Source organism: Oceanobacillus jordanicus (assembly GCF_022095695.1).
Taxonomy (GTDB): domain Bacteria; phylum Bacillota; class Bacilli; order Bacillales; family Amphibacillaceae; genus Oceanobacillus_B; species Oceanobacillus_B jordanicus.
The window spans coordinates 273814-299826 of the sequence record NZ_JAIFZM010000001.1 but is presented as its reverse complement, the minus strand read 5'-3'; the positions used below and the strand labels follow the sequence as shown (position 1 = coordinate 299826).

Annotated in this window: 18 protein-coding genes; 6 read left to right on the top strand and 12 right to left on the bottom strand. The window is 40.1% G+C overall.

Annotated elements, in window-relative coordinates; genetic code table 11:
- Positions 1 to 456 precede the first annotated feature (456 nt).
- On the bottom strand, positions 457 to 1293 hold the full coding sequence (locus K3T81_RS01445) for an MBL fold metallo-hydrolase (protein ID WP_238017742.1): 837 nt from the start codon (positions 1291 to 1293) through the stop codon (positions 457 to 459).
- A gap of 212 nt (positions 1294 to 1505) precedes the next feature.
- Here K3T81_RS01445 and K3T81_RS01440 point away from each other — a divergent pair, with 212 nt between their 5' ends.
- Together K3T81_RS01440 and K3T81_RS01435 are read left to right on the top strand one after the other, a co-directional pair.
- Positions 1506 to 2627, top strand: a complete 1122-nt coding sequence (locus tag K3T81_RS01440) for a DUF3137 domain-containing protein (RefSeq protein WP_238017740.1) — start codon at positions 1506 to 1508, stop codon at positions 2625 to 2627.
- Between the two features lie 21 nt (positions 2628 to 2648).
- Positions 2649 to 3215 (top strand): LemA family protein, encoded by a 567-nt coding sequence (locus K3T81_RS01435; RefSeq protein WP_238017738.1) that lies wholly within the window; start codon positions 2649 to 2651, stop codon positions 3213 to 3215.
- A 129-nt stretch (positions 3216 to 3344) separates the two neighbouring features.
- Here K3T81_RS01435 and K3T81_RS01430 read toward each other — a convergent pair whose 3' ends face one another.
- The 6 genes from K3T81_RS01430 to K3T81_RS01405 form a co-directional block, all read right to left on the bottom strand.
- Entirely contained in the window at positions 3345 to 4001 is a 657-nt protein-coding gene (locus tag K3T81_RS01430) for a DUF421 domain-containing protein (protein WP_238017736.1), read from the bottom strand.
- 68 nt (positions 4002 to 4069) lie between these two features.
- Positions 4070 to 5974: an asparagine synthase (glutamine-hydrolyzing) gene (gene asnB / locus K3T81_RS01425; RefSeq protein ID WP_238017734.1), complete on the bottom strand. Its 1905-nt coding sequence runs from the start codon at positions 5972 to 5974 to the stop codon at positions 4070 to 4072.
- A 15-nt stretch (positions 5975 to 5989) separates the two neighbouring features.
- Positions 5990 to 6760, bottom strand: a complete 771-nt coding sequence (locus K3T81_RS01420) for a hypothetical protein (RefSeq protein WP_238017732.1) — start codon at positions 6758 to 6760, stop codon at positions 5990 to 5992.
- Positions 6750 to 7283, bottom strand: coding sequence for an RNA polymerase sigma factor (locus K3T81_RS01415; RefSeq protein ID WP_238017957.1), 534 nt, complete (start codon positions 7281 to 7283; stop codon positions 6750 to 6752). Before K3T81_RS01415 ends, K3T81_RS01420 begins: the two co-directional genes overlap by 11 nt.
- A gap of 256 nt (positions 7284 to 7539) precedes the next feature.
- The gene (locus tag K3T81_RS01410) at positions 7540 to 8076 is read right to left on the bottom strand and encodes a hypothetical protein (protein WP_106898158.1); all 537 of its coding nucleotides are present in this window, start codon (positions 8074 to 8076) and stop codon (positions 7540 to 7542) included.
- An 11-nt stretch (positions 8077 to 8087) separates the two neighbouring features.
- The gene (locus K3T81_RS01405; protein WP_058949601.1) at positions 8088 to 9266 is read right to left on the bottom strand and encodes a ParM/StbA family protein; all 1179 of its coding nucleotides are present in this window, start codon (positions 9264 to 9266) and stop codon (positions 8088 to 8090) included.
- Between the two features lie 527 nt (positions 9267 to 9793).
- Between K3T81_RS01405 and K3T81_RS01400 the strand changes: the two genes are divergently transcribed.
- Positions 9794 to 11188: an alanine/glycine:cation symporter family protein gene (locus tag K3T81_RS01400; protein ID WP_238017730.1), complete on the top strand. Its 1395-nt coding sequence runs from the start codon at positions 9794 to 9796 to the stop codon at positions 11186 to 11188.
- Between the two features lie 125 nt (positions 11189 to 11313).
- Here K3T81_RS01400 and K3T81_RS01395 read toward each other — a convergent pair whose 3' ends face one another.
- On the bottom strand, positions 11314 to 13365 hold the full coding sequence (locus K3T81_RS01395) for a catalase (protein ID WP_238017728.1): 2052 nt from the start codon (positions 13363 to 13365) through the stop codon (positions 11314 to 11316).
- A gap of 206 nt (positions 13366 to 13571) precedes the next feature.
- Between K3T81_RS01395 and K3T81_RS01390 the strand changes: the two genes are divergently transcribed.
- Positions 13572 to 14825 carry a GGDEF domain-containing protein gene (locus tag K3T81_RS01390; RefSeq protein WP_238017726.1) on the top strand — a complete coding sequence of 418 codons (1254 nt, stop codon included), beginning with the start codon at positions 13572 to 13574 and terminating at the stop codon, positions 14823 to 14825.
- A gap of 75 nt (positions 14826 to 14900) precedes the next feature.
- On the opposite strand, the gene rlmN is transcribed toward K3T81_RS01390, so the two are convergent.
- From rlmN to gltB, 3 genes are all read right to left on the bottom strand, one after another.
- Positions 14901 to 15968, bottom strand: coding sequence for a dual-specificity RNA methyltransferase RlmN (rlmN, locus tag K3T81_RS01385; protein WP_106898587.1), 1068 nt, complete (start codon positions 15966 to 15968; stop codon positions 14901 to 14903).
- Between the two features lie 204 nt (positions 15969 to 16172).
- Complete coding sequence (locus K3T81_RS01380; protein WP_238017724.1) at positions 16173 to 17660, bottom strand: glutamate synthase subunit beta; 1488 nt, start codon at positions 17658 to 17660, stop codon at positions 16173 to 16175.
- A 33-nt stretch (positions 17661 to 17693) separates the two neighbouring features.
- The gene (gltB, locus tag K3T81_RS01375; RefSeq protein ID WP_238017721.1) at positions 17694 to 22307 is read right to left on the bottom strand and encodes a glutamate synthase large subunit; all 4614 of its coding nucleotides are present in this window, start codon (positions 22305 to 22307) and stop codon (positions 17694 to 17696) included.
- Between the two features lie 561 nt (positions 22308 to 22868).
- On the opposite strand from gltB, the gene K3T81_RS01370 reads away from it, so the two are divergent.
- Entirely contained in the window at positions 22869 to 23888 is a 1020-nt protein-coding gene (locus K3T81_RS01370; protein ID WP_161464391.1) for an LLM class flavin-dependent oxidoreductase, read from the top strand.
- Between the two features lie 85 nt (positions 23889 to 23973).
- Here K3T81_RS01370 and K3T81_RS01365 read toward each other — a convergent pair whose 3' ends face one another.
- On the bottom strand, positions 23974 to 24756 hold the full coding sequence (locus K3T81_RS01365) for an ion transporter (RefSeq protein WP_238017718.1): 783 nt from the start codon (positions 24754 to 24756) through the stop codon (positions 23974 to 23976).
- A gap of 110 nt (positions 24757 to 24866) precedes the next feature.
- Between K3T81_RS01365 and K3T81_RS01360 the strand changes: the two genes are divergently transcribed.
- Positions 24867 to 25994, top strand: a complete 1128-nt coding sequence (locus K3T81_RS01360; protein ID WP_161464393.1) for a M14 family metallopeptidase — start codon at positions 24867 to 24869, stop codon at positions 25992 to 25994.
- Positions 25995 to 26013: the final 19 nt, after the last annotated feature.

Sequence of the window (26013 nt, the reverse complement as noted above, 5' to 3'; positions counted from 1 at the left end):
TACACACGGAGATTCAAAACGTTAAGCAAAACTAGAAGTTCACTAAAATTTAACTACCTTTTCTAGGTTGTTTTATGGTAAAGTAGAACGTGCGCTATTATGCTTTTCAGCGCCGTTTTCGGGTGTTTTAATCATGTTGCTAATATATTATAAACTATAAAAAACACTATATATAGTGTTTTTTTCTTTACAATCACCAATATCTTGTATTTAAAGACTACCATATTGCAAAAGCGAAATCAAGCAAAGAAGAACTCCAAAAATGCTCATAAAAATCTAGGTTTTCTTATCATTTCGTTGTTTTTCACCCATTATCTATTTAAAAAATATTTTTTCTCTCTCAACCATTTTTCTAGTTAATAGAGAGGAGGGATTCTATTAAAACATGCCGAATGAATTTTAGCACTTATTAATGCTCAACTACCATTCGGCATTTGTGTTTCCCTCAATTTTTGCTTATTTCTCTCCTTCTACATATCGTCCGTGATTCGGAACGGCTATCTCTTTAAAATGATCAGCTAGATATGTTAACCCATCAAGCAACTTGTCACCCGAAACAGGTACACCATGCCCCGTGACACCATGAAGTGGTTTTAGATGTACTAATTTTTTCACTGACACTTCTGCAGCCTCCCAATCAGGCGTAAAATACCTTGGTGGCCCATGAATCTCCAACTTCTGTTGTACTACCTCCAACATATCTTCCTGTTTTACTGTTGTAAACGCATCCCCTGCAATTAACGTCTTATCAGTAAAACGAAATGCAGAAATATGTCCTGGTGTATGGCCAGGGGTATGGATCCATTGCCAACCAGGCATGAATGGAATCGTCCCATCGTGTGGCAACTTATGGATGTGCCCTGATAGATCGACTGGTCTATTTGGGAAGAATGCAGATAACTTTGCCACCATGCCACCTGACACGCTTGGATCGGGTTCATTGTAACGCGTTTCACCTGTTAGGTATGGAACTTCTAAGGGGTGAGCATAAACCGGCACACCCCACTCCTCTACAAGCTCTACTACAGAACCTACATGGTCAAAGTGTCCATGTGTTAAAATAATTGCCTTTGGCTTTGCTCCTTCTCCAAACAACTGCTCTGCCTCTGCCTTAATTTTAGAAGCGGAACCTGGCATCCCTGCATCAACCAGCACCCATTCCTTTTTATCACCTACATAACACACGTTCACAATTTGGTTTGTATAGCAGTGCACCTTATCAGCTACTAATTGTACGTTTCCACTCCCGACAGATGTGAATGGCATTTTTCTCCCTTCATTCTTGTGGTTCATATGTCCTCTCCTCCTCATTTGCTGTTGTTTATCCGAAGCAACCGTCCGTAAAACTCCTACTGGTTGCAGTTTCACTTTATTATTTCCCTTTGTTTCCATCAGGATAAACAAGACTTGGCGCATAGTGCTTTTGGATTATTTTTTATATTTCTCCCTAGATTATTGGGATAATTTGCTATACTATCCATAATAAAAAGCGGGAGAGGAAACGGATGAAAAAGTGGGATGAGGCATACCAGCTTGAGCGGTTTGCAAAAACAGAGGAAGAATTTGATGCGTATTATGAAGAAGAGCTAAAAAGCGATGTTGAACGTCTGGAAGCTGAAAGAAGAAAAGCAATAGGCCTGACCAAAAAGCAGGCAATGAAACTATTGCCCGCTGTTGTCGTATTACTATTAAGCTATTTCTTTTGGCCTTTTATTATAGGCTACCTATTTTTTGGCATCCTTTTTATTTGTACCTTTCTTTTTAAAGATATAGAAAGAAATCGTAGGGAACTTGAAAAAAAGATAAAGGAAGAGCTTGTCACAGATATTGTGAAATTTATTAACCGAAGATTTACTTATTCTCGAAGAAGATACGTTCCGCAAGAGGATTTTATTAACTCGAACATTTTCGATATCGACCCAAATCGGTATAGTGGGGATGACTTTATTAAAGGAAGTGTAGGCAGCAGTGTAGAAGGAAATCCGTCGGGTAACAGACAACCTAAAACGGAACTAATGTTTTCGGAAGTTAAAGCCTTCCATGTTGTTCCATTTAAAGATAGAGAAGGTAAGAAAAAGCAACGTATCCGTCCACTATTCAAAGGCCTCTTTTTTGTGGCTGATTTCAATAAAGATTTTGAGGGGCTTACCATTGTCACCCCACAAAATGACCGGACGGTTGCGAAGAAGCAGAAAAAGAACAGTAAGGGTAGGTTAGAAGAGGTAGAACTGGAAGACATCGACTTTATGGATACTTTTGATGTTCGAACAACAGATCAGATTACAGCGAGATATATCCTGACACCAAATTTCATGAACAGGCTACTTTCCTTTACAACACGGGATCGAACAAAAGAGATCCCCAAACCAGCTTCATTTAAAGAAGCATCTCGGATTGCGATGAATGCACGGTACTCCCCACAATTAAACTTTGTAAATCCACCTTACTTCTCTTTTAAGGATGGCAAAATGTATTTCTTGTTACCAACAGAAAAAGAGCATTTTACCTTCAGCATCTATTTGCCTTTAACGAAAGAAGTAATGAAGGGTTACTTTCACGACATTAATATTGCCCTAGAACTAGTGGATGAACTAAATCTTAATTTAAGAATATGGAATAAGGAATAAAGCGTAACGAGGAGGGTTTATATGGATACTGGCATGATAATTATTGTAGCTGTAGCAGTTACTTTTATCTTATTTTTTATCTTGAGCTATAACAAGATGAAGAAACAGGAAGTAAATGTGGAAAATGCTTTTAGTGATTTGGATGCTTTTTTAATGAAGCGAGTAGATGAGCTGGATAATCTGGTTCAAACAGCTCGAGTTGCAACGGATAAAGAAATGGAAGTATTGAAAGATGTAACAGCGTTAAGAGCAGGTGTCATGAATGCGCCTAATATGAATAAAAAAATTAAAGCGCACAATACCCTTCAGCAAGAAATGCCTAATATTATGATGAACATGGAAAGCTACCCGGAAATCCAGTTTAATGAGAACTACCTGCACATTCAGCGTTCGATCAATAATATCGAAGAACAAATTCAAGCAGCACGTCGCAATTTTAATTCCCATACAGGGAAGTATAATCAGCTGATTTCTACCTTTCCCCGTAATCTTATAGCCGGCGCTTTTGGTTTTAAAAAGAAACCTATGTTTGAGACACCGCCCGAAAAGAGGGAAAATGTCGACATGAAAGCGCTGTTTGATAGATAAGATAAGCTGAAAATCTATTTTTGACTTTATCCCCCCCCTTAACATAAATTAAACGTTAGGGGGGGAACCAATAGCACATTATAATCTCATGCTGTTCTTTTATCTGACTCTAATCCTTTAAGAGATTGATTACTGCAACCGTTTTGGTGGTGGATTCTCATGATGCTTAGATTGCACTTCCTTGAAAAGCCCCTCTGAATCAACATTAGATTGTTGAACCTGGGCTGATAAAGACGCTAGCTGGTTACGTAGCTGTTCTACTTCCTTCGTTGGTGTCATCGTTTGTAAATAATTCTTTATATCATTAGCCAGCTGTTGAAACTCCTTTTTTGTTACTGGTTGGGAATCCGGCTTTAAGGTGAAGCCAACCTGGCCATTAGGCTCAAGTGTTGCCCATTGAACGTCATTAATCCGCTGGACATTTTTTTGTCGCAGATTCATTTCCAATTGATCTACCGTTAACCGTAGCTTCTTCAAATTCGCTTCTTGAATAACACCATCTTTTATTAGTACCTTGGATTTACCTGTAATAAGATTTTCAAAAAAGTCCCCTTTTATTTGAATAAATTCCATTGCAATCAATGTTAGAACTAGCACCGTTCCTACACCAAGTGTGACCCAAATGTCTTCCCCAGCCAGTGGTTGTATTAGAAGGGAGCCAATCCCAATCATAATAACCGTCTGGGTCAATGTCATTTGTGAGATTGATTTTCTTCCTGCTAACCGTAATAGGAATGTTCCACCTAATACAATGATGATTGACTTCCATATCCAATCAAATTCCATTTTAACAACTCCTATAACCTATAGTTAATAGAGTTAGTTTGACACACAACATTTTTATTATGCCTATATTAGGAAGTCATCTTAGCAGGCTGTTGAAGTGTAATGAATGCACTTGCATCATATTCCTTTTCAACAAACACTTGATGCCATTGCATGAACATAAGAACTGTCCAAAGCTTACGGGAATAATCCCTTCTACCGGTAGCATGAACATCCAATAACTCCATGGCAACCTGCTTATTTAACAAGTGGCTGGTCTCGCTTTCACTTATAAGCTTTTTAGCCCAATCATACAGTTCGTTTCTTAACCAGTCCCTGATTGGCACAGGAAATCCTAATTTTCTTCGATCCACCACATGTTCTGGAACAATCCCCTCGGCTGCCTTTCGTAGGATTGATTTAGTGGTACCAGATGTAAAGTTGGCTTCCACCGGTAGACGTCTTGCAATCTCGAATACTTCCTTATCTAAAAAAGGAACCCGAAGTTCAAGCGAATGTGCCATAGTCATTTTATCTGCTTTGAGCAAAATATCACCCGGAAGCCATGTGTGTATATCGATATACTGCATCTGATGAACCTTATGGGAATTCTCCACATGTCGATACAGTAGTGAAGTCCATTTTTCATACCTCGCTTCTTTATAATAGTGTTGAAGTAATTGCTCCTTATCCGCTTCCTCAAACATTTTGGCATTCCCAATGTACCGTTTTTCAAGTGGTGTCGTTCCACGTTCTAGAAAGCTTTTTCCTTTCGTCCCTTCTGGGAAAATAGCCGCTAGCCGATTTAAGAGTTGGAGCAGCTTCTTTGGCATATAATCAAAGACCTTTAAAGATTCGGATTCGCGGTAAATGTTGTAGCCACCAAAGAGCTCATCTGCCCCTTCACCAGAAAGAACTGCCTTCACATGCCTCCCCGCCTCTTGTGCAACAAAATAAAGCGGTACACAAGCCGGATCTGCCAATGGGTCATCCATGTGCCACATTATCTTAGGCAACGCATTCACATATTCTTCTGCCGTGATATGATAGCTGGAATTTTGTACCCCCATTGCTTCGGCACTTCTTTCTGCAATAGAAACCTCGGAGTAACCGTTCTCCTCAAACCCTACCGAAAAGGTTTTAATGTGCGGATTAATTTCTTTCGCAAGTGCAACAATAAAAGTCGAATCGATTCCGCCAGATAAAAAGGCTCCCAGTGGCGCATCGCTTTGCATATGTTTTTCAACGGAGTCAATGAGCACGTCTCGGACACAACGAATAATTTGTTGTTCATTCCCTATTACCGGCTCAAAGGTTGCATGAAAATAACGTTGTTTTTTAATAGGCTCTTTCCATTCTTTTATAAAATAGTGGCCCGGCTCTAAACGGTTTATCCCTTCTGTTAGACTCATCGGATCTGGTACATACTGAAATGACATATAATGTTGTAATGCTCTGTGATTTATTGTTTGCTGTTGAGATAAATAGGTAATGCTCTTTTTTTCGGATGCCAGTATAAGCTCGCTGTCACTCTCCGTATAGTAGAATGGTTTAATTCCAAAGGCGTCTCTTGCACCATATATTACTTTTTCTTGTCTATCCCATATTAGAATAGAAAACATTCCCCGTAATTCTACAAAAGCATCTACTCCCTTATCTAAAAACATTGCACCAACTACCTCTGTATCTGACTTTGTAATAAACTCATAGCCTTTTTCCTCAAGTTGTGAGCGTAATTGTGTAAAGTTATAAATTTCACCATTAAAGACCATACGATAGCGATCTTCTCCAAATGCCCATGGTTGTTGGCCACCTTCATGATCAATTATACTTAATCGCTTAAATGAGAGGGCTATAGTAGAATCGTAATAGAATCCATCCTCATCAGGGCCGCGATGGTGAATCAGCTCGCTACTAGCCTTAATTTCGTCTAAATGATCTGGGCTGAATTGTAGTGCATCCTCTTTTAATAAAATCCCAACAAAACCACACATGTTAACACTCCTCTTCTATTCCACTATTTCAAAGCTCTCCAACATATAATGAAAACGTGCTCCGTGCCCTTCTTCCGCCTCCAAGAAATATGCCTGTTTAATAACAAACACTTGGTTTTCTCTTGTTTCTGTCACATAGTATCGGTGAATTGGCGTATCCCATTGATGCCCTGTTTTGCCAGATTCGTTCGTTGTTTTCTTTCCCATCCCTTGAATTACTTCTGCTTCAATCGGCTCTGTTACATGCTCCTGCCTAACTACTTCTAATCCGTCAGCTGTGATTTCTTGTTCGATATCTTGCAAAACGTCTTCCGTTGTCGTATTCTCTCTTCGACTAATCTCCATATAAACATCAGGATAACGATCACCTAACGGCTCCTTTGTTTCGATACGGTCAACTTCCTCTCCTTTGACCATTTTGTATCTGTCTTCGTCGACATAGATGACATAGCGTAATGCTTCATTCGTTTCCAGTTGGGTGTTGCTCTCTTCCTTTTGACCTTCTATTTCAATTTCTTCCTGTTTTTCCTCTACAAACATATCTTTCAAATTTTGAATCATCGCCTGGCCAGTATCTGTCATAAGCCCGAACGTAAGGAGTATGATTGCTGCTATAGTGCCTAATGCCGCAACGAAGCTTTTCTTCTTCGATTTGCTTGGGCGTTTAGCTTCAAATATATTTTGATGAATTTTGTTCCATGTTTCTTCTTTTAGTTCGGAATCAACGTGAATACGTTTTTGCATTTCTTCTCGCAATTTATCATCAAATTGTTGTTTATTTCTCATCTGCGACACCCCCCATTAACGTTTTCAGCTTCCTTCGCGCTTTATACAGTCGTGATTTAACAGTATTTAGATTCAACTCAAGAATTTCAGCTATTTCCTTTTCTGTAAAATCGTTCAGGTATTTTAATATGAGTACAGTACGGTGGTTTTCTTCCAGTTTATCCATTGCGATTTCGAGATCCTCAAAATCCACTTCATCTTCTGTGCCTGTATGCAAATAATCAAGTAATTCTTCTGACTCCACACTGATTGCCTGCTTTGCCTTTTTTCCAATATACCGCCTTGCCTCATTTACTAATAATTGATAAAACCATGGCTTAAATGGTCTTTTCATATCGAATAAGTGTATGTTTCGGTATAATTTAATAAAAACTTCTTGCACAATATCAGCTGCGTCAGCCTGATTTCCAGTAATGCCATACGCTGTCCGGAGCGAGTAGTCGGCATACACGTCATACAGTTTCTTAAACGCTCGCTGATCGCCTTTTTTAATCTTCTTTATGAGCTTGCTTTCTCTATCCATCAACAGCGCCAATCCTCCTTTTAGATAACGTTCTACTCTATATACCTTAAAAATCTCACAAAAGTTTTCGAAGATAGCTTATTTAATTTATATTTTTCATTACGAAAGTGAATGTATTAACATATTTGTGGTTAACGTTGCTCTTCCTTTAGCAAACGTTTACGTGTCCTTAATATGTAAGGCCACTAAATTGTATTCTTTTCCGAGTACAAAAAAAACTGCCATAATAAGTATGCTCACTTATCATGACAGCTTTCTATTTATTCATACTGGCAAAGAAGTCACCTAAGGGATTTTCCTCTTCTTGCTCTTGCTTCACACTCTCTGTTGGCTCTATCTCCAAGCCATCTATATCGACATCATCTAAGTCAAACTCCACATTTTTCGGAAGCTGGAACTCTTCTTTCTTCGTTTGCTCCTTAGCCTCATACGTAGGTGGTTCTTCATCTAGATCATAAGCGTCTCTGTTAAGTGAAGCAAGCAAGGTTGTAGCACGCATTGGATCACTTAATAACTGATAGATAAGACTTCCGATCAGCGCTTCCGAATGTTCATGCTTGAGCCAGCTTTTTTGTTCTTTTGTTAGCTTTTGGGGGAGGGGAACGGTAATGGTTTCCCGTTCCCTTGTATGATCCTCATTTAACCCCTTCAAGACAAATTGCGCAATTTCACTTGAGAAGTTTCTGCGCGCCGTTTCCTTTAATTGTTGTAGCTGCTTTAAAAGATAATCAGGTGTATCAGAAGGCACACGGAATGTGATCGACTGCCCTCTTTCAATTGTTTTCTTTGTCATGCACACTCACCCTACTTAGCTTTAGCTGTGGTAGTTGTCTCTTCTTTTACTTTTTCTTTTTCTGCTTTTCTCGCAAAGTCTGTAACTAGCTTGTAGTAAGCATTTGCCATCATCCAGATACTTTCATTTTCATCTTCAAAGAACTCGATATTGTACCCATCAAGCTTGTTATTTAATGCTTTTAGATAATCTTTAAGAACAGCAGAGCCCCCTCCAACAAAATAGCAAATCTCGGATTGAGAGTTTTTTGCCCATACATTACGGAGGAATCTATATTCCTTCTTGGCGAGCTCGAGCAAGATGTGATCTGTAATATCATGCACATTAGTTCTGCTTCCCTTTACCATAATATGGTGTCTATCATTATTTCTCGTTATAATGTCAACCACATCTCTACGGCTGTCCAGCTCTACGCCATGCTTAATCCGTATTTCTTCGCGAATTTGCTCCAATGACTCGGATACACCTAGATTGAAACCTTGTGCTTTATCGTCATCCACATTACGATTTCGGATAACCGCAATATCTGTTGATAAACCACCAATATCCTGAATAAGAATCTGTTTATCAATTAATTCCTTGTTGATAACGTTAAGATCATTATCCATGATGAGGTTAACATAGGCAGCGAAGCCTTCTGGATATACCTTTACTTCATCAAATTTGATGTTTACTTTTTTACCTTGATGTTTAGGTGTAATTAAAAATTCAATTTGATGCACGGAACCTAGGAGCTGGGATCTGTAGCCAACATCCTTTCCTTCTTTTACTTCACGCAATGGTAATCCAGTACCAAGCGTGTAGTTGGCATCTATGACATCGTTTTTGCCTGCTTTGAATGCACCTGATTCTACTGCATCCAACGCTAGAGAGGCAAATAGCATTACAAGTGTTTGATCCTCTTCGGATTTATTACTTCCAATGTCCAGCTCTGTTGAGTTATTTGTTTTTGTAGCTAAATTACCAACACGATAAACGACGTTGTTCTCCTCTAGGGCAGGGGAGTGTACACGAATATGTAAATTATCTAATACATCTTTTTCATCCAATTCTTCTATTCCGATAACTGGACGGTCCTCCATGTCCTGTGCAACCACATTTGGAATATAGACGTCATTCTCCATTTTTCCAAAGTTTGCTTTCAAGGCATCATTTCCTACATCCACTGCTGCAATTCTTGATTTTGTCATAATAGAAAATCTCCTTTTTATATAGATAGGAAAATATAATAGTAAGACTAGCAAATCCACCAATTCCACATTGCTTAACGGGCTTCTCGCTTTTCTTTGTCTAGCTCGTTCGCCCAGCAATTTGCATACTTCGATCTTCTTCCTTCAATAAGTCAACCTCGCTTCTCTTCGTTCCGCGGGTTTCCTTTATCTCCTCAGCAGCTCTCCAGTATGTCCATTGCTTAACGGCCGATCTCGCTTTTCTTATTACATTAACCGTAATTACTAGGTTAATAGTTTTTTTGGAAAATAGCAATCCTACTATTTTCGCATTCTTTTATGTATACATGTGTGCATTTTTGCATTCGTTGTTATATCAGCTTGTAAACAGATTTGTATATATGTTTTCATTATTGTTTACTTTTGTATACATTATTGTTTACATGTTTACAAATAGTGCAAACATGAATTTCTTAATAAATTAATGACTAACTTTTATCATGATCGGGTATCGGAGAAAAACAAATTATAAAAATGGAGATGACAACATGACAGGATTTGAGGATTTAATCGCAACCATATCCGATTTCTTTTGGACTTATGTATTATCCTTTCTCTTAATCATTACGGGGTTATTGTACACCTTCCGTTTAAAGTTCCTTCAATTTCGGATGTTTGGTCACATCATTAGCAAGACAATTGGACAAGTATTTAAAAAGAACAAACACAAGGGAACCATTACTCCCTTTCAAGCATTCACTTCTGCTCTCGCGTCAACAGCCGGTGCTACAAACATCGTTGGTGTTCCCGTAGCCATTTCACTCGGTGGACCGGGTGCCCTTTTTTGGATGTGGATGGTAGCTTTAATAGGAATGGCTACGAGGTATAGTGAGATTGTACTTGGTATGAAATACAGAGAGAAAAATGAAGAAGGTGAGTGGGTAGGTGGCCCGCAGTACTATATACGCAAGGCATTAGGCTGGAAGACGATAGCCATCCTGTTTGCCGTCTTTCTAATGCTTGAAGCTATTCCTAGCGTTATGGTGCAGTCAAACTCAATCGCTACACAGCTTCAGGGGGCATTTAATTGGCCAGTACAAGCAACAGGCATCGGAGTACTTCTTGTAATTGGCGTCATTATCATTGGTGGCATAAAAAGGATTGCCAACGTTACCGATAAACTTGTCCCTTTTATGGTTTTGGCGTATCTAACTCTAGCTTTAATTGTGATTATCGCAAATGCGGACCAGCTAGGAACTGTGTTTAGCTTAATTTTCACCCATGCATTTACCCCCATCTCTGCAACAGGAGGATTTGCCGGTGCAGCAATTGCTCAGGCCATTCGCTGGGGGATCGCTCGCGGGTTGTACTCCAATGAAGCTGGTTTAGGTACTGGGCCTATCGCACATGCTCCTGCACAGACAGATCACCCTTCGAAACAGGCTTTCTGGGGAGTCTTTAGTGTCTTTATTGATACCATCGTCATATGTACGGTATCTGGTATCCTTGTCCTCATCACAGGTGCATGGACAAAAGTTGAGTCAGCAAATGCCTCTAGCATGATTACCGTTGCCTTTTCCGACTTCTACGGAACAACATTTGGTGGCATATTTGTTGCTATATTCCTATTGTTCTTTGTTATTACCACGATTGGGATTCTCATATTCTTTGGAGAAAAACAAGCCGAATTCTTATCAGGTTTAACCGCAGCGAAGTCTATGCGTATCGTATACCTTGTGGCAATATATATTGGAGCAATTGGTGGCTTGCAATTTGTTTGGCAGTTTCTTGATCTGATGCTTGCCTTTGTGGTCATCTTCAATGTGATACCAATGCTTTTCCTTAGCAAAGAAGTTAAAGCTATTACCGACGACTATGTTTATCGCTTCTATAAGAAGAATGGCGGTGAACCTAGCGTAACGCTCTTTACAGACAAAGAATAAGTACAGGGTATATTAAAATCCGCAATTTCAACCAGTTTTATTAATGTTACAACACAAAAGATTCCAGTTATCACATTTGATAACTGGAATCTTTTATCTTACCAACGCACTAGTTTATTTTGTTTTTATCCTACACCTCTTTCCCAGAAACGGTGTTGTTTTACAGCCTCTGTGAATCGGGAAACGAAGCTCTCTGTAGAATCTTCTGTTATTACACCAGCAGCTATGGAGGAGATATCGAGATGTTTTAACAGTTCCTCTCCCTCATGTGTAGCACCAATTGGCTTGAAATGTGAAAAGGCCTCTTTCATGAAGTAACCAGCCTTGTCCCGGAAGGTTTTGTCTTGCCCGGCACCACCTGCTACATAAACGGCGTCATATAGGACAGAATCTACTGTCAGGAAGGTATTATCTACTTCAAGTTGAGGACCTTTGTCTGTTTTCAACTTCCCTAATTTCGAAGCAATGATTTCTGGTTCCATCCCCTGCTTCTTCAATTGCTGCACGATATTGTTTACCACCTCTCCGTTATAGCCCTCATCTAGTAACACAGCGATTTTACGTGTTGCCACGGATTTTGTACTGTTTTCCTGACTTAAGGCTGGAGAAACCTTTGTCACTTCTGATCCGCCCTCTGTCGGTTCTTTTACACCAATATTGTCCGCTATTTCTCTGGCCATATCTAGATTAACATTTGCAAACATATCCACTACTTGCTGCTGAACATCTTTGCTTTGCACCTTCCCAAGCTCAAAGCAAAAAGCCTCTATAATGTGTTCTTTTTCAGGTTTACTCATGCTATTCCAGAATAATGTAGCCTGTGAGAAATGATCCTTAAAACTATTGCTCCTTGCCTTCACCTTTCTCCCTTCCATCTTCTCTTGGTAATGTTCATAGCCACCGTCTTTTGGAGCTACGGTCTCAGGAGTATTATCAGCTAGGCTGTTTTTATGATAACTTACTTGGCCTTTATTAATTGTGTGTCTGCCGTACCCATCCCGCTGATTATTATGAAAAGGACATACAGGTCGATTAATAGGCAGTTCATGGAAGTTAGGTCCTCCAAGACGTATTAACTGTGTATCTGTATAGGAGAATAACCTCCCCTGTAGTAATGGATCGTTGGTAAAATCAATCCCTGGAACAACATGCCCCGGATGGAAGGCAACCTGTTCTGTCTCGGCAAATACATTGTCAACATTCCGATTTAAAGTCATCTTACCAATGATTTTTACAGGAACATCTTCTTCTGGCCAAATCTTTGTTGGGTCAAGAATATCAAAATCAAACGAAAACTCTTCTTCTTCAGGGATAACTTGGACTCCAAATTCAAACTCTGGGTAATTGCCACTTTCAATTGCATCATATAAATCAGCACGATGGAAGTCAGGGTTCTTCCCATTAATCTTTTGTGCTTCGTCCCACACGGTTGAGTGGATTCCCAGTTTTGGCTTCCAATGAAACTTTACAAAATGTGCTTTTCCTTCCTCATTCACAAAACGGAAAGTATGTACTCCGAACCCTTCCATCATGCGGAAGCTCCTCGGGATTGCCCGATCTGATAAATGCCACATAATCATGTGTGCTGTTTCCTGATTGTTTGCTACGAAGTCCCAAAATGTATCGTGTGCAGATGCCGCCTGCGGTATCCCGTTATGCGGCTCTGGTTTCACAGCATGAATTAAGTCCGGAAACTTCACTGCATCCTGTATAAAAAATACAGGAATGTTATTGCCAACAAGGTCATAATTTCCTTCTTCTGTGTAAAATTTGGTTGCAAATCCACGTACATCCCTTGCCAGTTCACCAGAACCTTTCGATCCGGCTACAGTCGAATATCTAACAAAGACCGGCGTCTTAGAACCCGGTTCCTGCAAGAACTTAGCTTTTGTATAAGGTTTCATTGATTCATATAATTCAAATTCCCCGTGTGCTGCATAGCCTCGTGCATGCACAATTCGCTCCGGAATACGCTCATGGTCAAAGTGTGTCATCTTCTCACGGAAATGAAAATCTTCCATTAGCGTCGGACCTCTTTCACCTGCTTTAAGAGAGAACTCATCTTCAGCTACTTTTAATCCTTGATTTGTAGTTAGCTCTTTTCCTTTGTCGTCTACTCGGTATTCTTCCAGTTGCTCATTTTTACTGTTGCCATCTACTTTACGCTTATCACTCATGCGCCTTAGCCTCCTCAAATGTTAGTTAAATGGTATTGTAACTAGACTCTCCCCTAAACTCTACCCGGAGGATAATTGTGATAAACAACAAGGCTGTCCTATTAATAAATAATTATGATAATATTTCGAACATATTGGAAAAAAATGTGCTAAAATTAAAGTGAAAGTAGGATTTTATGCCTACGTTCTAGAAAGGAAGATTATGTATGCGACTGAAACTATTTATAATAAGTATTTTCATTGTTTCGCTGATTGTCGCACTATTTTATGGTGAGATTATAATAAGTAAACCATTGTTTTTTAAAGCAATTCTATTATATTGGCTTTTTTCTACACTTTACTCCAACCTAACTATTGTTGTTAAAAAGGGAAAAGTAAACATGGACTACGGTATCTCTTACGGTCTTTCCTTTGGACTGTTGGCAGGTCCGCTTGGTCTGTTCATTTTTGAATTTGTTCAACGCTTTATTGTCTACCTTAATCGTAAATACTCCAACACCGCTGATCCGGATGAATTTCTACATACCTTTTACAATATTGGAGCATTTACATTAAATAACTCTATTGCCTTTTTCCTTTTTCAGGCCCTGTACCCTTCATTTCAGACCATTCCCTTTGGGTTTTGGCTATTAGTAATTTTACTTGTAATCGTTGTCTCTTTACTATCTGATCTATATTTAATTACCATATTTTCCTTCACTGGGGATATTAACTCAAAAAAAGAAGCATGGGACTTTTTAAGAAGCCGCAGCATGCTTGACATGGGAAAAACAGCATTTTCGAATGGGTTGCTCGTCCTACTTCTCATGGAACAGCAATGGGAAATGGTAATTGCCCTATTTATTTTGAACTATCTTGTCAGTCGCTCTTTCATGGTGAAATCTCAAACGATCCAGCATAAATTGGAGCGAGATCAATTTGAACAAATGGCGTATACTGATTTCTTAACAGGAGTGTATAATCGCACCTATATGGATAAAATCATGCAGGAATTGAATAAAAGCGGTGAATGTATCGGGGTACTTGTTTCCGATATCGATACGTTTAAACGAATTAATGATACGTATAATCATGCGGTAGGAGACCACGTGATTCAGCATTATGCTACTACATTGCAGAACAATCTCCAGGGAAATGACTGTTTAATCCGAAGTGGTGGCGAAGAGTTCACCATCTTCCTTAGGCACCGTTCATTCCAACAATGTGTGGAGCTTTTGGAAAAAATACGACTGGATGTCGAGAGCAGTCCAGTCCACACAGAATACAAGTCAGAACAGCTAGACATCAACTATACTGCCTCGTTTGGGTTATATTATTATAAAACAGGGGCTGAAACGGAGATAAAACGGGCCTACGTCTACGCAGATGATCTACTGTTACAGTCAAAAGAAACGGGGAAAAATCGGGTCACAGCAAAAAATGGTACATCGACCCTCCCATTATCCGCTAGGTTTAAATAAGTCGTGAATCGCTTTATGCTCAATCATACGAAAAAACCTGAACAGGTACTAAATAGGCCCGGTTCAGGTTTTTTCTTATACTGCATTGGTTTTCTTTATTTGCTTACTTCGAAGCTGACCGCAGGCTGCATCGATATCTGCGCCATTTTCCCAACGAACGCCACAGTTGATCCCCTTTTCTTTCAAGGTCTCAAAGAATGCTTGAATGGTAGCAGATTCACTTCGCTGATATTGGTTATGCTCATCAACAGAGTTGTACGGAATCAAGTTAACATAGGCTAAATGGCGATGGTTGTACAGTAATTTTGCTAACTGCTCCGCCTCTTCTTTATGGTCATTAACATCACGTAGCATGATGTATTCGTAGGTTATACGGCGATTTGTTTTTTCCAGGTAATAATCTACAGATTTCATCAGCTTTTCAATTGGAAATGCTTTGTTTATCTTCATAATTCTCGTTCTTAGCTCATTATTTGGAGCGTGGATCGAGATAGCAAGATTTACTTGAATACCTGTGTCGGCAAATTCATAAATTTTATGCGCAAGTCCACTAGTCGATACAGTGATATGGCGTGCACCAATATTTAATCCTCTATCATCATTTACGACATATAGGAAGTCCATTAGATTTGTGAAGTTATCAAAAGGCTCGCCGATTCCCATTACGACGATATGACTAACTCTGTCCCCGTCTCCACGTTCATCCAAATGCTTCTGTACGTTCATGATTTGCTCAACAATTTCTCCGCTTGTTAAGTCTCTGTTTTTTCTTAGCAATCCGCTTGCACAAAAGGTGCAACCGATATTACAGCCGACCTGTGTCGTAACACAAACAGACAAGCCATAATTGAAGCGCATTAACACGGTTTCGATTAAATTGCCATCCGCAAGTTTAAATAGAAATTTAATTGTTCCATCCTGCGATTCTTGCTTAATTTCCTCATCCAAAGTGTGAAGCACAAAATTTTCTTCTAAAAGCTCAATCGTCTGTTTATTGACGTTTTTCATTTCAGAAAACTGGCCAACACGCTTTTTATAAAGCCAGTTCCAAACCTGGTCAATTCGGAACCGTTGTTGGCCCCGTTCCATTAACCAATCAGATAATTGATCATATGTCAGTCCATAAATGGATTGTTTACTCATTTTTATATTTACCCTCATTTCCAGTAACTCCTCTTCAAGAGAAGAGAATTCACTTAAAAAGCATTGCAAATTACTTACCATACTATATTACTTCATGTCGCTTTCTCTTGCAAACCCAATTGAAGGAATGTTACTCCTTATGTCACAAGTTGTCAAGCTAGAACCAAAAACCACAGCCTTATACGGCTGTGGTTTTGTGTATATTTATGGTAAAACTGTTTCTCCCATTAGGTAACGATCACATTCTCTTGCCACTTCTCTGCCTTCGTTTATTGCCCAAACAATGAGGCTTTGTCCACGGCGCATGTCACCTGCAGCAAAAACGCCATCTACGTTCGTAGTGTATTCCCCATACGTTGCTTTCACTGTAGATCCAGCTGTTGTTTCAACTTCCATTTTGCTAATAAGGTCTTGCTCAGGTCCCTTAAAGCCGATGGCAATTAATACTAGGTCCGCCGGCCAGACTTTTTCTGTCCCTGGGATTTCTTCTCGTACCTTATTTCCATTTTCGTCAAACCGAAGCTTTACATTGATCGTATGGACTTCTTTAATATGGCCTGTTTCATCACCAACAAATTTCTTGGTCATGACAGCATAGGCACGAGGGTCCTCACCAAGTACACTGGAGGCTTCCTTATGTCCATATTCTACACGATGTATTGTCGGGTACTGAGGCCATGGATTCGTTTCGATATCCCTAACCAGCCCTTTTTTATCGTAAATATCAAATTGTGTGAGACTCTTGCAATTATGTCTTACAGAGGTTGCCAGGCAATCTGTTCCTGTATCCCCACCGCCAATTACAATCACATTTTTATCTTCAGCTGATATATAGTTTTCATCCTCCAAATTAGAGTCAAGGAGGCTCTTCGTATTAGCATGCAGGAAATCCATTGCTGGATGTACTCCTTTTAACGAACTTCCTTCTACTTGGATATCACGGTGCACGGTGGCTCCTCCACAAAGGATGGTAGCATCAAAAGTTTCCTTAAGTTCCTGCACCGAAATGTCTTTCCCAACCTCCGTATTCGTAATAAACGTGATCCCTTCTTCTTCTAAAATAGAGACACGGCGTTTTACTACATCATAGGAAAGCTTCATTTCCGGAATACCATAAGTCAATAACCCACCGACACGGTCATTTCTTTCAAACACTGTTACTGTGTGTCCTGCTTTGTTAAGTTGCGCTGCAGCAGCCAGCCCAGCTGGTCCTGAACCGATTACAGCCACCTTTTTCCCAGTACGTTTCTCAGGTGGCGTAGCTACAACCCAGCCTTCTTCAAAGCCCTTCTCAATAATGGACCGTTCAATCGTCCTTATTGCAACAGGTGGTTCATTTATTCCTAGAACACATGCCCCTTCACACGGAGCAGGACAAGCCATCCCTGTGAATTCCGGGAAATTATTCATTTCATGCTCTCTTTCCAGTGCTTCCTTCCATTTACCTTCATAGACTAGATTATTCCATTCAGGGATAAGGTGATAAACTGGACAGCCTGAAGTAACCCCATTTAGCTCCAATCCCACATGGCAGGTAGGGACGCCGCAATCCATGCAACGTGCCCCTTGTACTTGTACTTCCTTTTCTGTCATCGGAATTGTGTAATCGTTCCAATCCTTAATTCGGACCTCAGGATCCCTCTCGTCCCTGACCTTTCTTTCATATTCCATAAAAGCCGTTTGTTTCCCCATCGATAGGTCCTCCTTTTCTATACTTGGAACACGTTATTGCAGAGCGCCTACTGCTGTTACGGTTTTCGTTTTTTCTACTGGCTGCTTACTTTCTTCAAAAGCTGTCATTTCAGCCTCAAACTTGGTTAATCCACTTTCTCTCAATACTTTGATTCGATCTTGGACTTTTACATAAGCTTTTGGAATTACCCGAACAAATTGCGGTATATATTTATCCCAATAGGTTAAAATCCGTTCAGCATGTGAGCTATTCGTGTAAAGGACATGTTGTTGAATGTGCTGGTACAATGCATCCAGTTCTTCTTTATCCTTGACTTGCTCTACATTTACGAGCTCTGCATTGACTTTGGTGTGGAAGCTTTCGTCCTCATCGAGAATATAAGCAACACCACCTGACATCCCTGCGGCAAAGTTTCTGCCTGCTGTCCCCAGCACAACAACCTTCCCACCTGTCATATACTCACAGCCATGATCCCCAACACCTTCTACAACGATGGTGGCACCACTGTTTCTTACAGCAAAACGTTCACCTGCTATTCCACGAATGTATGCTTCCCCACGAGACGCACCATAAAATGCCACATTTCCAATAATGGTATTTTTCTCAGGTGGGAATGTCACGATTGGATCTGGATGGACGATAATTTTACCACCAGATAGGCCTTTTCCTACAAAATCATTGGCATCCCCAATTAAACGTAACGTCATTCCAGGCGGGATAAAGGCACCAAAGCTTTGTCCGGCAGATCCATTAAAATTCAGCTTGACTGTATCTTCTGGTAATCCTTCTTCACCGTATAATTTGGTTATTTCGCTCCCAAGTAACGTTCCGGTAACCCGGTTAATGTTTCGAATTGCGGTAGTAAACTCCACAGGTCTCTTTTCTTCAATAGCTTTTCTGCAATTAGGAAGTAACTCTTGGTAGTCCAATGTTCTCTCAATTCCATGGTCTTGCTTTATAGTCGCATATCTACCTACTTTGGCAGGAAGATCTGGCTGATAGAGTAATGGGCTAAGGTCGATTCCTTTCGCTTTCCAGTGATCAACCGCATCATTCACTTCAAGTACATCTGTACGGCCAATCATTTCATTTATCGTTCTGAAACCAAGCTCTGCCATTAATTCACGTGCCTCTTTAGCAATAAATCGCATGAAATTCGCGACATGCTCAGGGTCTCCCATAAATTTCTTGCGGAGTTCTGGATTTTGTGTGGCAATCCCAACAGGACATGTATCCATATGACAAACACGCATCATGACACAACCAAGCACAACGAGCGGAGCTGTAGAAAAACCATACTCCTCTGCTCCAAGTAAGGCGGCAAGCACGACATCACGGCCTGTCATCATCTTTCCGTCTGTCTCTACCACAATGCGATCACGTAATCCGTTCAGCATTAAGGTTTGGTGGGTTTCAGCAAGGCCAATTTCCCAAGGAAGACCTGTATGCTTCAAACTTGTACGCGGGGCTGCGCCAGTTCCACCGTCATAACCGCTAATTAGAACTAAATCTGCTCTCCCTTTTGCAACACCTGCAGCTATCGTTCCTACACCGACAGCAGATACAAGCTTCACGCTTATTCTGGCATTTGGATTCGTATTTTTTAAATTATGGATCAGCTCTGCCAAGTCCTCGATAGAGTATATATCGTGATGTGGTGGCGGAGAAATCAACTCAACTCCAGGTGTAGAACCGCGGACTTCAGCAACCCATGGGTATACCTTTTTACCAGGTAAGTGACCACCTTCTCCTGGCTTCGCCCCTTGCGCTATCTTTATTTGAATCTCGTCAGCATTCACAAGATAATGACTATTTACGCCAAAACGACCCGAAGCAACCTGTTTAATCGAACTTCTTCTGGAATCTCCGTTTTCATCAGGTGTAAAACGATCAGCAGACTCTCCGCCTTCCCCTGTATTACTTCGTCCACCAATTCGATTCATGGCAATGGCCAGTGCTTCATGCGCTTCCTGACTAATCGAGCCGTAGGACATGGCACCTGTTTTAAATCGTGCACAAATCTCTTCAACTGACTCAACCTCTTCAATTGGGACCGGAGTACGTTTTTTAAATGCTAGTAACTCTCGTAGTGACTGAAGATTGTTTGTTTCATCAGTCAAAAGGCTCGTATATTCCTTAAACACATCATAGTTATTAGTACGACAAGCATGCTGTAGTGTATGAATCGTTTTAGGGTTGTATTGGTGATCTTCACCATTTCCTCTATATTGAAATTCGTCTCCAGCTTCTAAGGCATAATTGGAACCACGTGCTTCTTGGAAGGCTTTCTCATGGCGCATGATGGTTTCTTTTTCAATCATGTCCATTCCAATTCCACCTAAACGAGAGGCAGTGCCGGTGAAATACCTATCAATTACGTCTGTATGGATACCAACTGCTTCAAAGATCTGCGCTCCACGGTAACTTTGGATAGTGGAAATCCCCATTTTCGAAAGGATCTTGATAATACCATCCGTCACAGAGTGAACATACTGTTCCACAGCTTGATTAGGTGTAATAGCCTCTAACTCTTGCTTATCTACTAACTCATGAATAGTATCAAAGGCCAAATATGGATTAATTCCTTCCGCACCATAACCAATTAGTGTCGCAAAGTGATGCACTTCTCTAGGCTCCCCAGATTCTACAAGTAAACTGACTTTTGTACGTATCCCTCTGCGGATCAAATGGTGATGCAACCCAGATACGGCCAGCAATGCTGGGATAGCAACTTTTCCTTCACTTACTCCTCTGTCGGAAAGAATTAACAGGGTAGTCCCTTCCGCTATCGCTTCATCTGCTTTAATAAATAGCTTTTCCATTGCTTGCACAAGGTTTCCCTCTGCTTTACTACGTTTAAATAAAGTGGAAATGGTTGCGGTCTGGAACCCATCAATTTGACGAACTCTTAATTTCTCCAACTGACCATTTGTCATGATTGGTGTTTCAAGGCGAATATGCTTACAGCTGTCAGCTTGAGGCGCAACCAGATTTCCTTCAGCACCAATTGTTGTTTCGACCATTGTAATGATTTTCTCACGAATAGCATCAATAGGAGGGTTCGTAACCTGGGCAAACAATTGCTTAAAGTAGTTATATAAAAGCTGTGGCTTTTTCGATAGAACAGCAAGCGGTGAATCGTAGCCCATCGAACCAATTGGATCTTTCCCATCTTCAACTAGCGGCTTAATAATTTTATTCAATTCTTCTCTTGTATAACCAAAAGCGAACTGCTGCTCAAGTAACTGCTTCCCCTTATACGATGGTTGGTTATTCGTGACTTCAGGAATGTCTTTAAGATCAATTTTATTTTTCAACCATTCCTTGTACGGTTCTTCTGAGGCAACCTGCATTTTAATTCCTTCATCAGGGACAATAATTCCCTTTTCCAAATCAACAAGAAGCATCTTACCAGGCTGTAGTCTGTCTTTATACAGAATATCATCTGCGAAAATATCAAGTGCTCCAACCTCCGAGCCTAGCACGATCATCCCACTTTTCGTTACATAATAACGTGCCGGCCGCAAACCATTACGATCAAGACAGGCACCTATCTGGTTACCATCAGTAAACACTAGTGCTGCCGGACCGTCCCATGGCTCCATTAATGTACTATGATATTCATAAAAATCACGCTTTTCTTCCTTAATGGACGCATCATTTGCCCATGGCTCAGGTACCATCATCATGGCTGTATGCGCAAGGGAACGTCCTGATAAGTGAAGAAACTCAAATGTATTGTCAAAGATAGAGGAATCACTGCCATCTGCATCAATTACAGGGAGGATTTTTTCCATATCTTCTTCTGAAAAATGCTCTGATGCACATAGTTGCTCACGAGCGCGCATCCAATTTACATTCCCCCGCAATGTATTAAATTCTCCATTGTGGATGGTATATCTATTTGGATGTGATCGTTTCCAGCTTGGGAATGTGTTCGTACTAAACCGTGAGTGAACTAGCGCCAATGCTGATTTAAAATCTGGATGGTTTAAATCAATATAGAACGCATCCAACTGTTCTGGTATTAGCATTCCTTTATAAACAATGGTGCGAGAAGATAAACTACTTATATAAATGTCATCATACTCAGGAATCTTTGCCACTTCCTGTTCGATTCGCTTCCGGATCACATACATTTTTCTTTCGAACGCCATCTGATCCTTAATATCTTCTGACTTCTCAATGAAAATCTGCCGTATAGTTGGTTTACTTTTCGCTGCTACTTTTCCGATGAATGATTCATTTGTCGGTACCGGCCTCCAACCAAGAAATGTTTGCCCTTCTTGTTCAATAATCTCTTCAAACAATTCCTTGCTCCGCATCCTTACCTCATGATCCTGGGGAAGGAAAACCATTCCTACTCCATAATCACCCTTGTTAGGTAACGTAATATTTTCCTTGGCACATTGTTTTTGAAAAAAACGATCTGGGATTTGCGTTAAGATCCCTGCTCCGTCCCCTGTGCTCGTGTCAGCTGACTGCCCACCTCGATGCTCCAAATTACAAAGAATATTGATCGCATTTTGAACAATATTATGTGTTGGTTTACCATTTATATTTGCAATCATCCCAATGCCGCATGCCTCATGCTCAAAATCCGGATGATAAAGTCCCTGCCTTTGCGGGAAGCCATTCCTTGTCATCACAACATCTCCCTTCTATCTTTAAGCGTACATTTTGGTCCTTGAAAAAGTTTATACGGGGGGATCAAACCAGGGTGGTTAGAGCATCCGCATTCGCTCATCTTTTAGCGAATGTGGAAGTTAAAAATGTTAGCTATGCTGACTATTCTTATATAGCTAAGATTTCTAACTTTTCTAACGTGTAAAAAAGGATAGTAGAAATATCATACCATAAATTACTTTTTAACTCAAAATTCTGATAAGTTATGTTCATGCATTTTTATAAAAATTCAATAAATGTAAACGCTACCAAATCAACATTCACTCTTTTTATATACGCTTACAATGCATAAAAGACAAGGGTTTTACATTACTACAGGAAAATTCACAAAAACTTTAAATTTATGACATTTTTCTTTCGTTTCTTTGTTTTAAATTTAAACCTTGAAACAAACTAAGTTTACCAACTTCTTTTAAAATATTTCAGTCTGTTATTACCAGAAAATTGGCAGGCTGATTAGTGGACGTTTGGTGATTTTAGACGTAATATTTCTTAATAAGAAATCGTGAGGAGTGAATACGATGACAACAAAATCAAAAACATTTCAAAATATACCGCTCTCTGTCCTTGATCTTGCAGCAGTAAAAGAAGGAAGTAATCCACGAGAGTCGTTTCAAAATAGCGTACAGTTGGCACAGCATGTGGAAAAGCTAGGCTTTAACCGATATTGGCTTGCAGAGCATCATAACATGCCTGGTATTGCCAGTTCTGCAACCTCTGTCATTATGGGGCATATAGCTGAAAAGACAGAAAGAATCCGAGTGGGGGCCGGTGGTATTATGCTGCCAAACCACGCCACAATCGTCATTGCCGAACAATTTGGCACATTGGAGTCTTTATTCCCTGGTAGAATCGATTTGGGCTTAGGACGTGCACCTGGAAGTGACCAGGCTACTGCCTATGCACTAAGAAGAACACTTGGAATGAGTGTAGAGGACTTTCCTATGCAAGTAAATGAATTGCAGGACTATTTCTCAGACGAACCTGTATCACGAGTAAAAGCTGTCCCAGGTCAAGGATTAGATATTCCAATTTGGCTGCTTGGATCCAGTGACTTTAGCGCAAGGCTTGCTGCACAAAAAGGGCTCGCGTTTTCTTTTGCAAGCCATTTTGCACCAGCATACACCATACCTGCATTACGTCTTTACCGGGAGAATTTCCAGCCAACGGAGAAAATGGAGAAACCATATGCAATGGTAGGGGTTAATGTTATTGCAGCCGACACGGATGAAAAGGCTCAATATATCGCCACATCCCAACAACAGCAATTCCTAAGTATCCGCAAAGGGAATCCGACAAAACTTCAACCACCAGTAGAAAACATGGATGAAGTTTGGACGCCTATGGAGAAGGCTGCAGTGGAACAATCGCTCGATCCTCGAACTACCATTATTGGTAGCAAAGAGACGGTGAGAAAAGGGCTCGAAGCATTTCTTAACGAGACACAAGCAGATGAAATGATTATTAGTGGCCAAATCTACCATATGGAAGATCGTTTACGTTCGTATGAAATTGTAGCAGAATTAATGGATGAAGCTTAATCCTTGCTAATCATTGATCATCAAAAAAGCCGAGCAAGCATGCGCAAACTAACGCGAACTTGTTCGGCTTTTTCCATAGAAAATATTATTCGTCCCTTCTTTTTAGCAACGTTTTAATCTCAGCCAATTCTTTTTGTACCTCTGCCAATTTAACGTCTGTTGGTGAAGGTGTTTCCTCTCGGTTAGCCTCTTCTACATTATTTACTATGACACCAACAAAAAGATTCACGATGACAAAGGCACCGAATAAAATAAAGGTGACAAAATACCACCATGAGGATGGGTCCTCTGCCAAAATCGGCCGCATAACGCCACTAGCCCATGACTCAAGTGTAATAACTTGGAATAACGTTAGCAACGAATCATGCAATGTCCCAAAATATTCCGGTGCAATTGCGTGAAACAGCGTTGTACCAATCACACCATATACATAGAAGAACAAACCAAGTAGCAGCATAATTGTCCCCATAGATGGGATTGTGAGAAGCAATGCATTTACTATTTTTCGCAGTGATGGAATAATAGAGATTGCTCTCAACACTCGCAAGACACGTACAATTCGTAGAACGGTTATATAATGAGAGCCTACCAATACGAGGCTAAGCAAAACGATAATAAAATCAAATACATTCCAGAAGTCTTTAAAAAAGGCTCCAAAGGATTTTGCCCCAAGCAATCGAATAACTATTTCTATTGAAAAGATACAGATCAAGATTAGATCTGCTATGTATATCCACTCTGCATTAGCAAAGATGCTATATGTGGCTAATCCAGCAAGCAGTGCGTTAAAAACAATTAATGTAATAATCACCCTTGTAAACAAAGGATGCTCCGCAATCTGCCCACAAAACTGTTTAATCTGTTTCATGTGTGCTATCCCCCTCTTCATCCATTTTACTTAGTAGTGCCTCATTTGTCACTTTTAGTTTTAAATGTGCCCAAACGGGAATCGAGAAGAAAAAGAGATGGAAAGGAAAGATGAAAGTGGAATCTTATTTTCAAACAGATTATGAAACCTCGAGAGCCGTTTTTCGCAGTCACTTAGACAAAGTAAAATCCATCTGGCCCAATGCTTCCTTAGAGACAATAAACATCGGAAATGAAGCAGATGACAACACCATTGATATCATCCGTGCTGACGCCACAAGTGAAAAAGACAAGATTGCACTACTTTCATCAGGAGAGCATGGGATAGAAGGATATGCTGGCGCTGCTTGTATTCACATGTTTGTCGAGGAATGTATAGAGCACATAGAGCCAGAAACGACTGGCATTTGCCTCGTACATGCGATTAACCCTTGGGGGATGCGGAATTTCCGCAGAGTTACAGAAAACAACATTGATCTGAATCGAAATTATATTGAAGAAGAAGGGCCATTACCTATAGATGTGAATAAAAAGTACGAAAAAGAAAAAGAGCTTTTCCTCCCAAATGGGAAGATCAAGGATATCACTGAAGAACAGAACAGATTATTTAAGACACTGACGAAAGCACTCGCTAAAGAAGGCTATGCGAACATGAAGCATGCTAAAAGCATGGGGCAATATGAGTTTGAGCGTGGTGTATATTATGGTGGGAAGGCTTTAGAGGAGTCCGCAAAATACGTACGATCTTTACAAGTAGATCTGCTTGAACAATATAATCATATTGTCCACATGGATTGGCATACTGCTTTAGGACCAAGTAACGAATTAACAATGGTCGTTCCGCCAGATGAGGAACAAGACCTGGAAGAGATTCAATCACGTTATCCACTAAAAAATATTATGAAGTTCTCGGACAAGAAAGTTGTTGGCGATTCAAATCAACACTTTTATACTTTGCAAAAAAAGAATTACCCTGATACAAAGCTTTTTTCTGCATTATTTGAATTTGGAACATTTGGCGATGACAAAAAAGCTGAACTAAGAGAACTTATGACAATTGTTTTAGAGAACCAGCTTTATTGGGAAGGTGCTGAAAAGGAATCCAATAGAAACTATATTTTGAATGAATTCCAAGAAATGTTCTATCCTCAAGACGAGGTTTGGCGATCTGATGTCATTAAGGAAGCGAGAATAGCAGTTAAAGTAGTACTTGGTGAGGAAAAGATACTTTCTTCTTAAGCTGTATCTAATTGGAAGA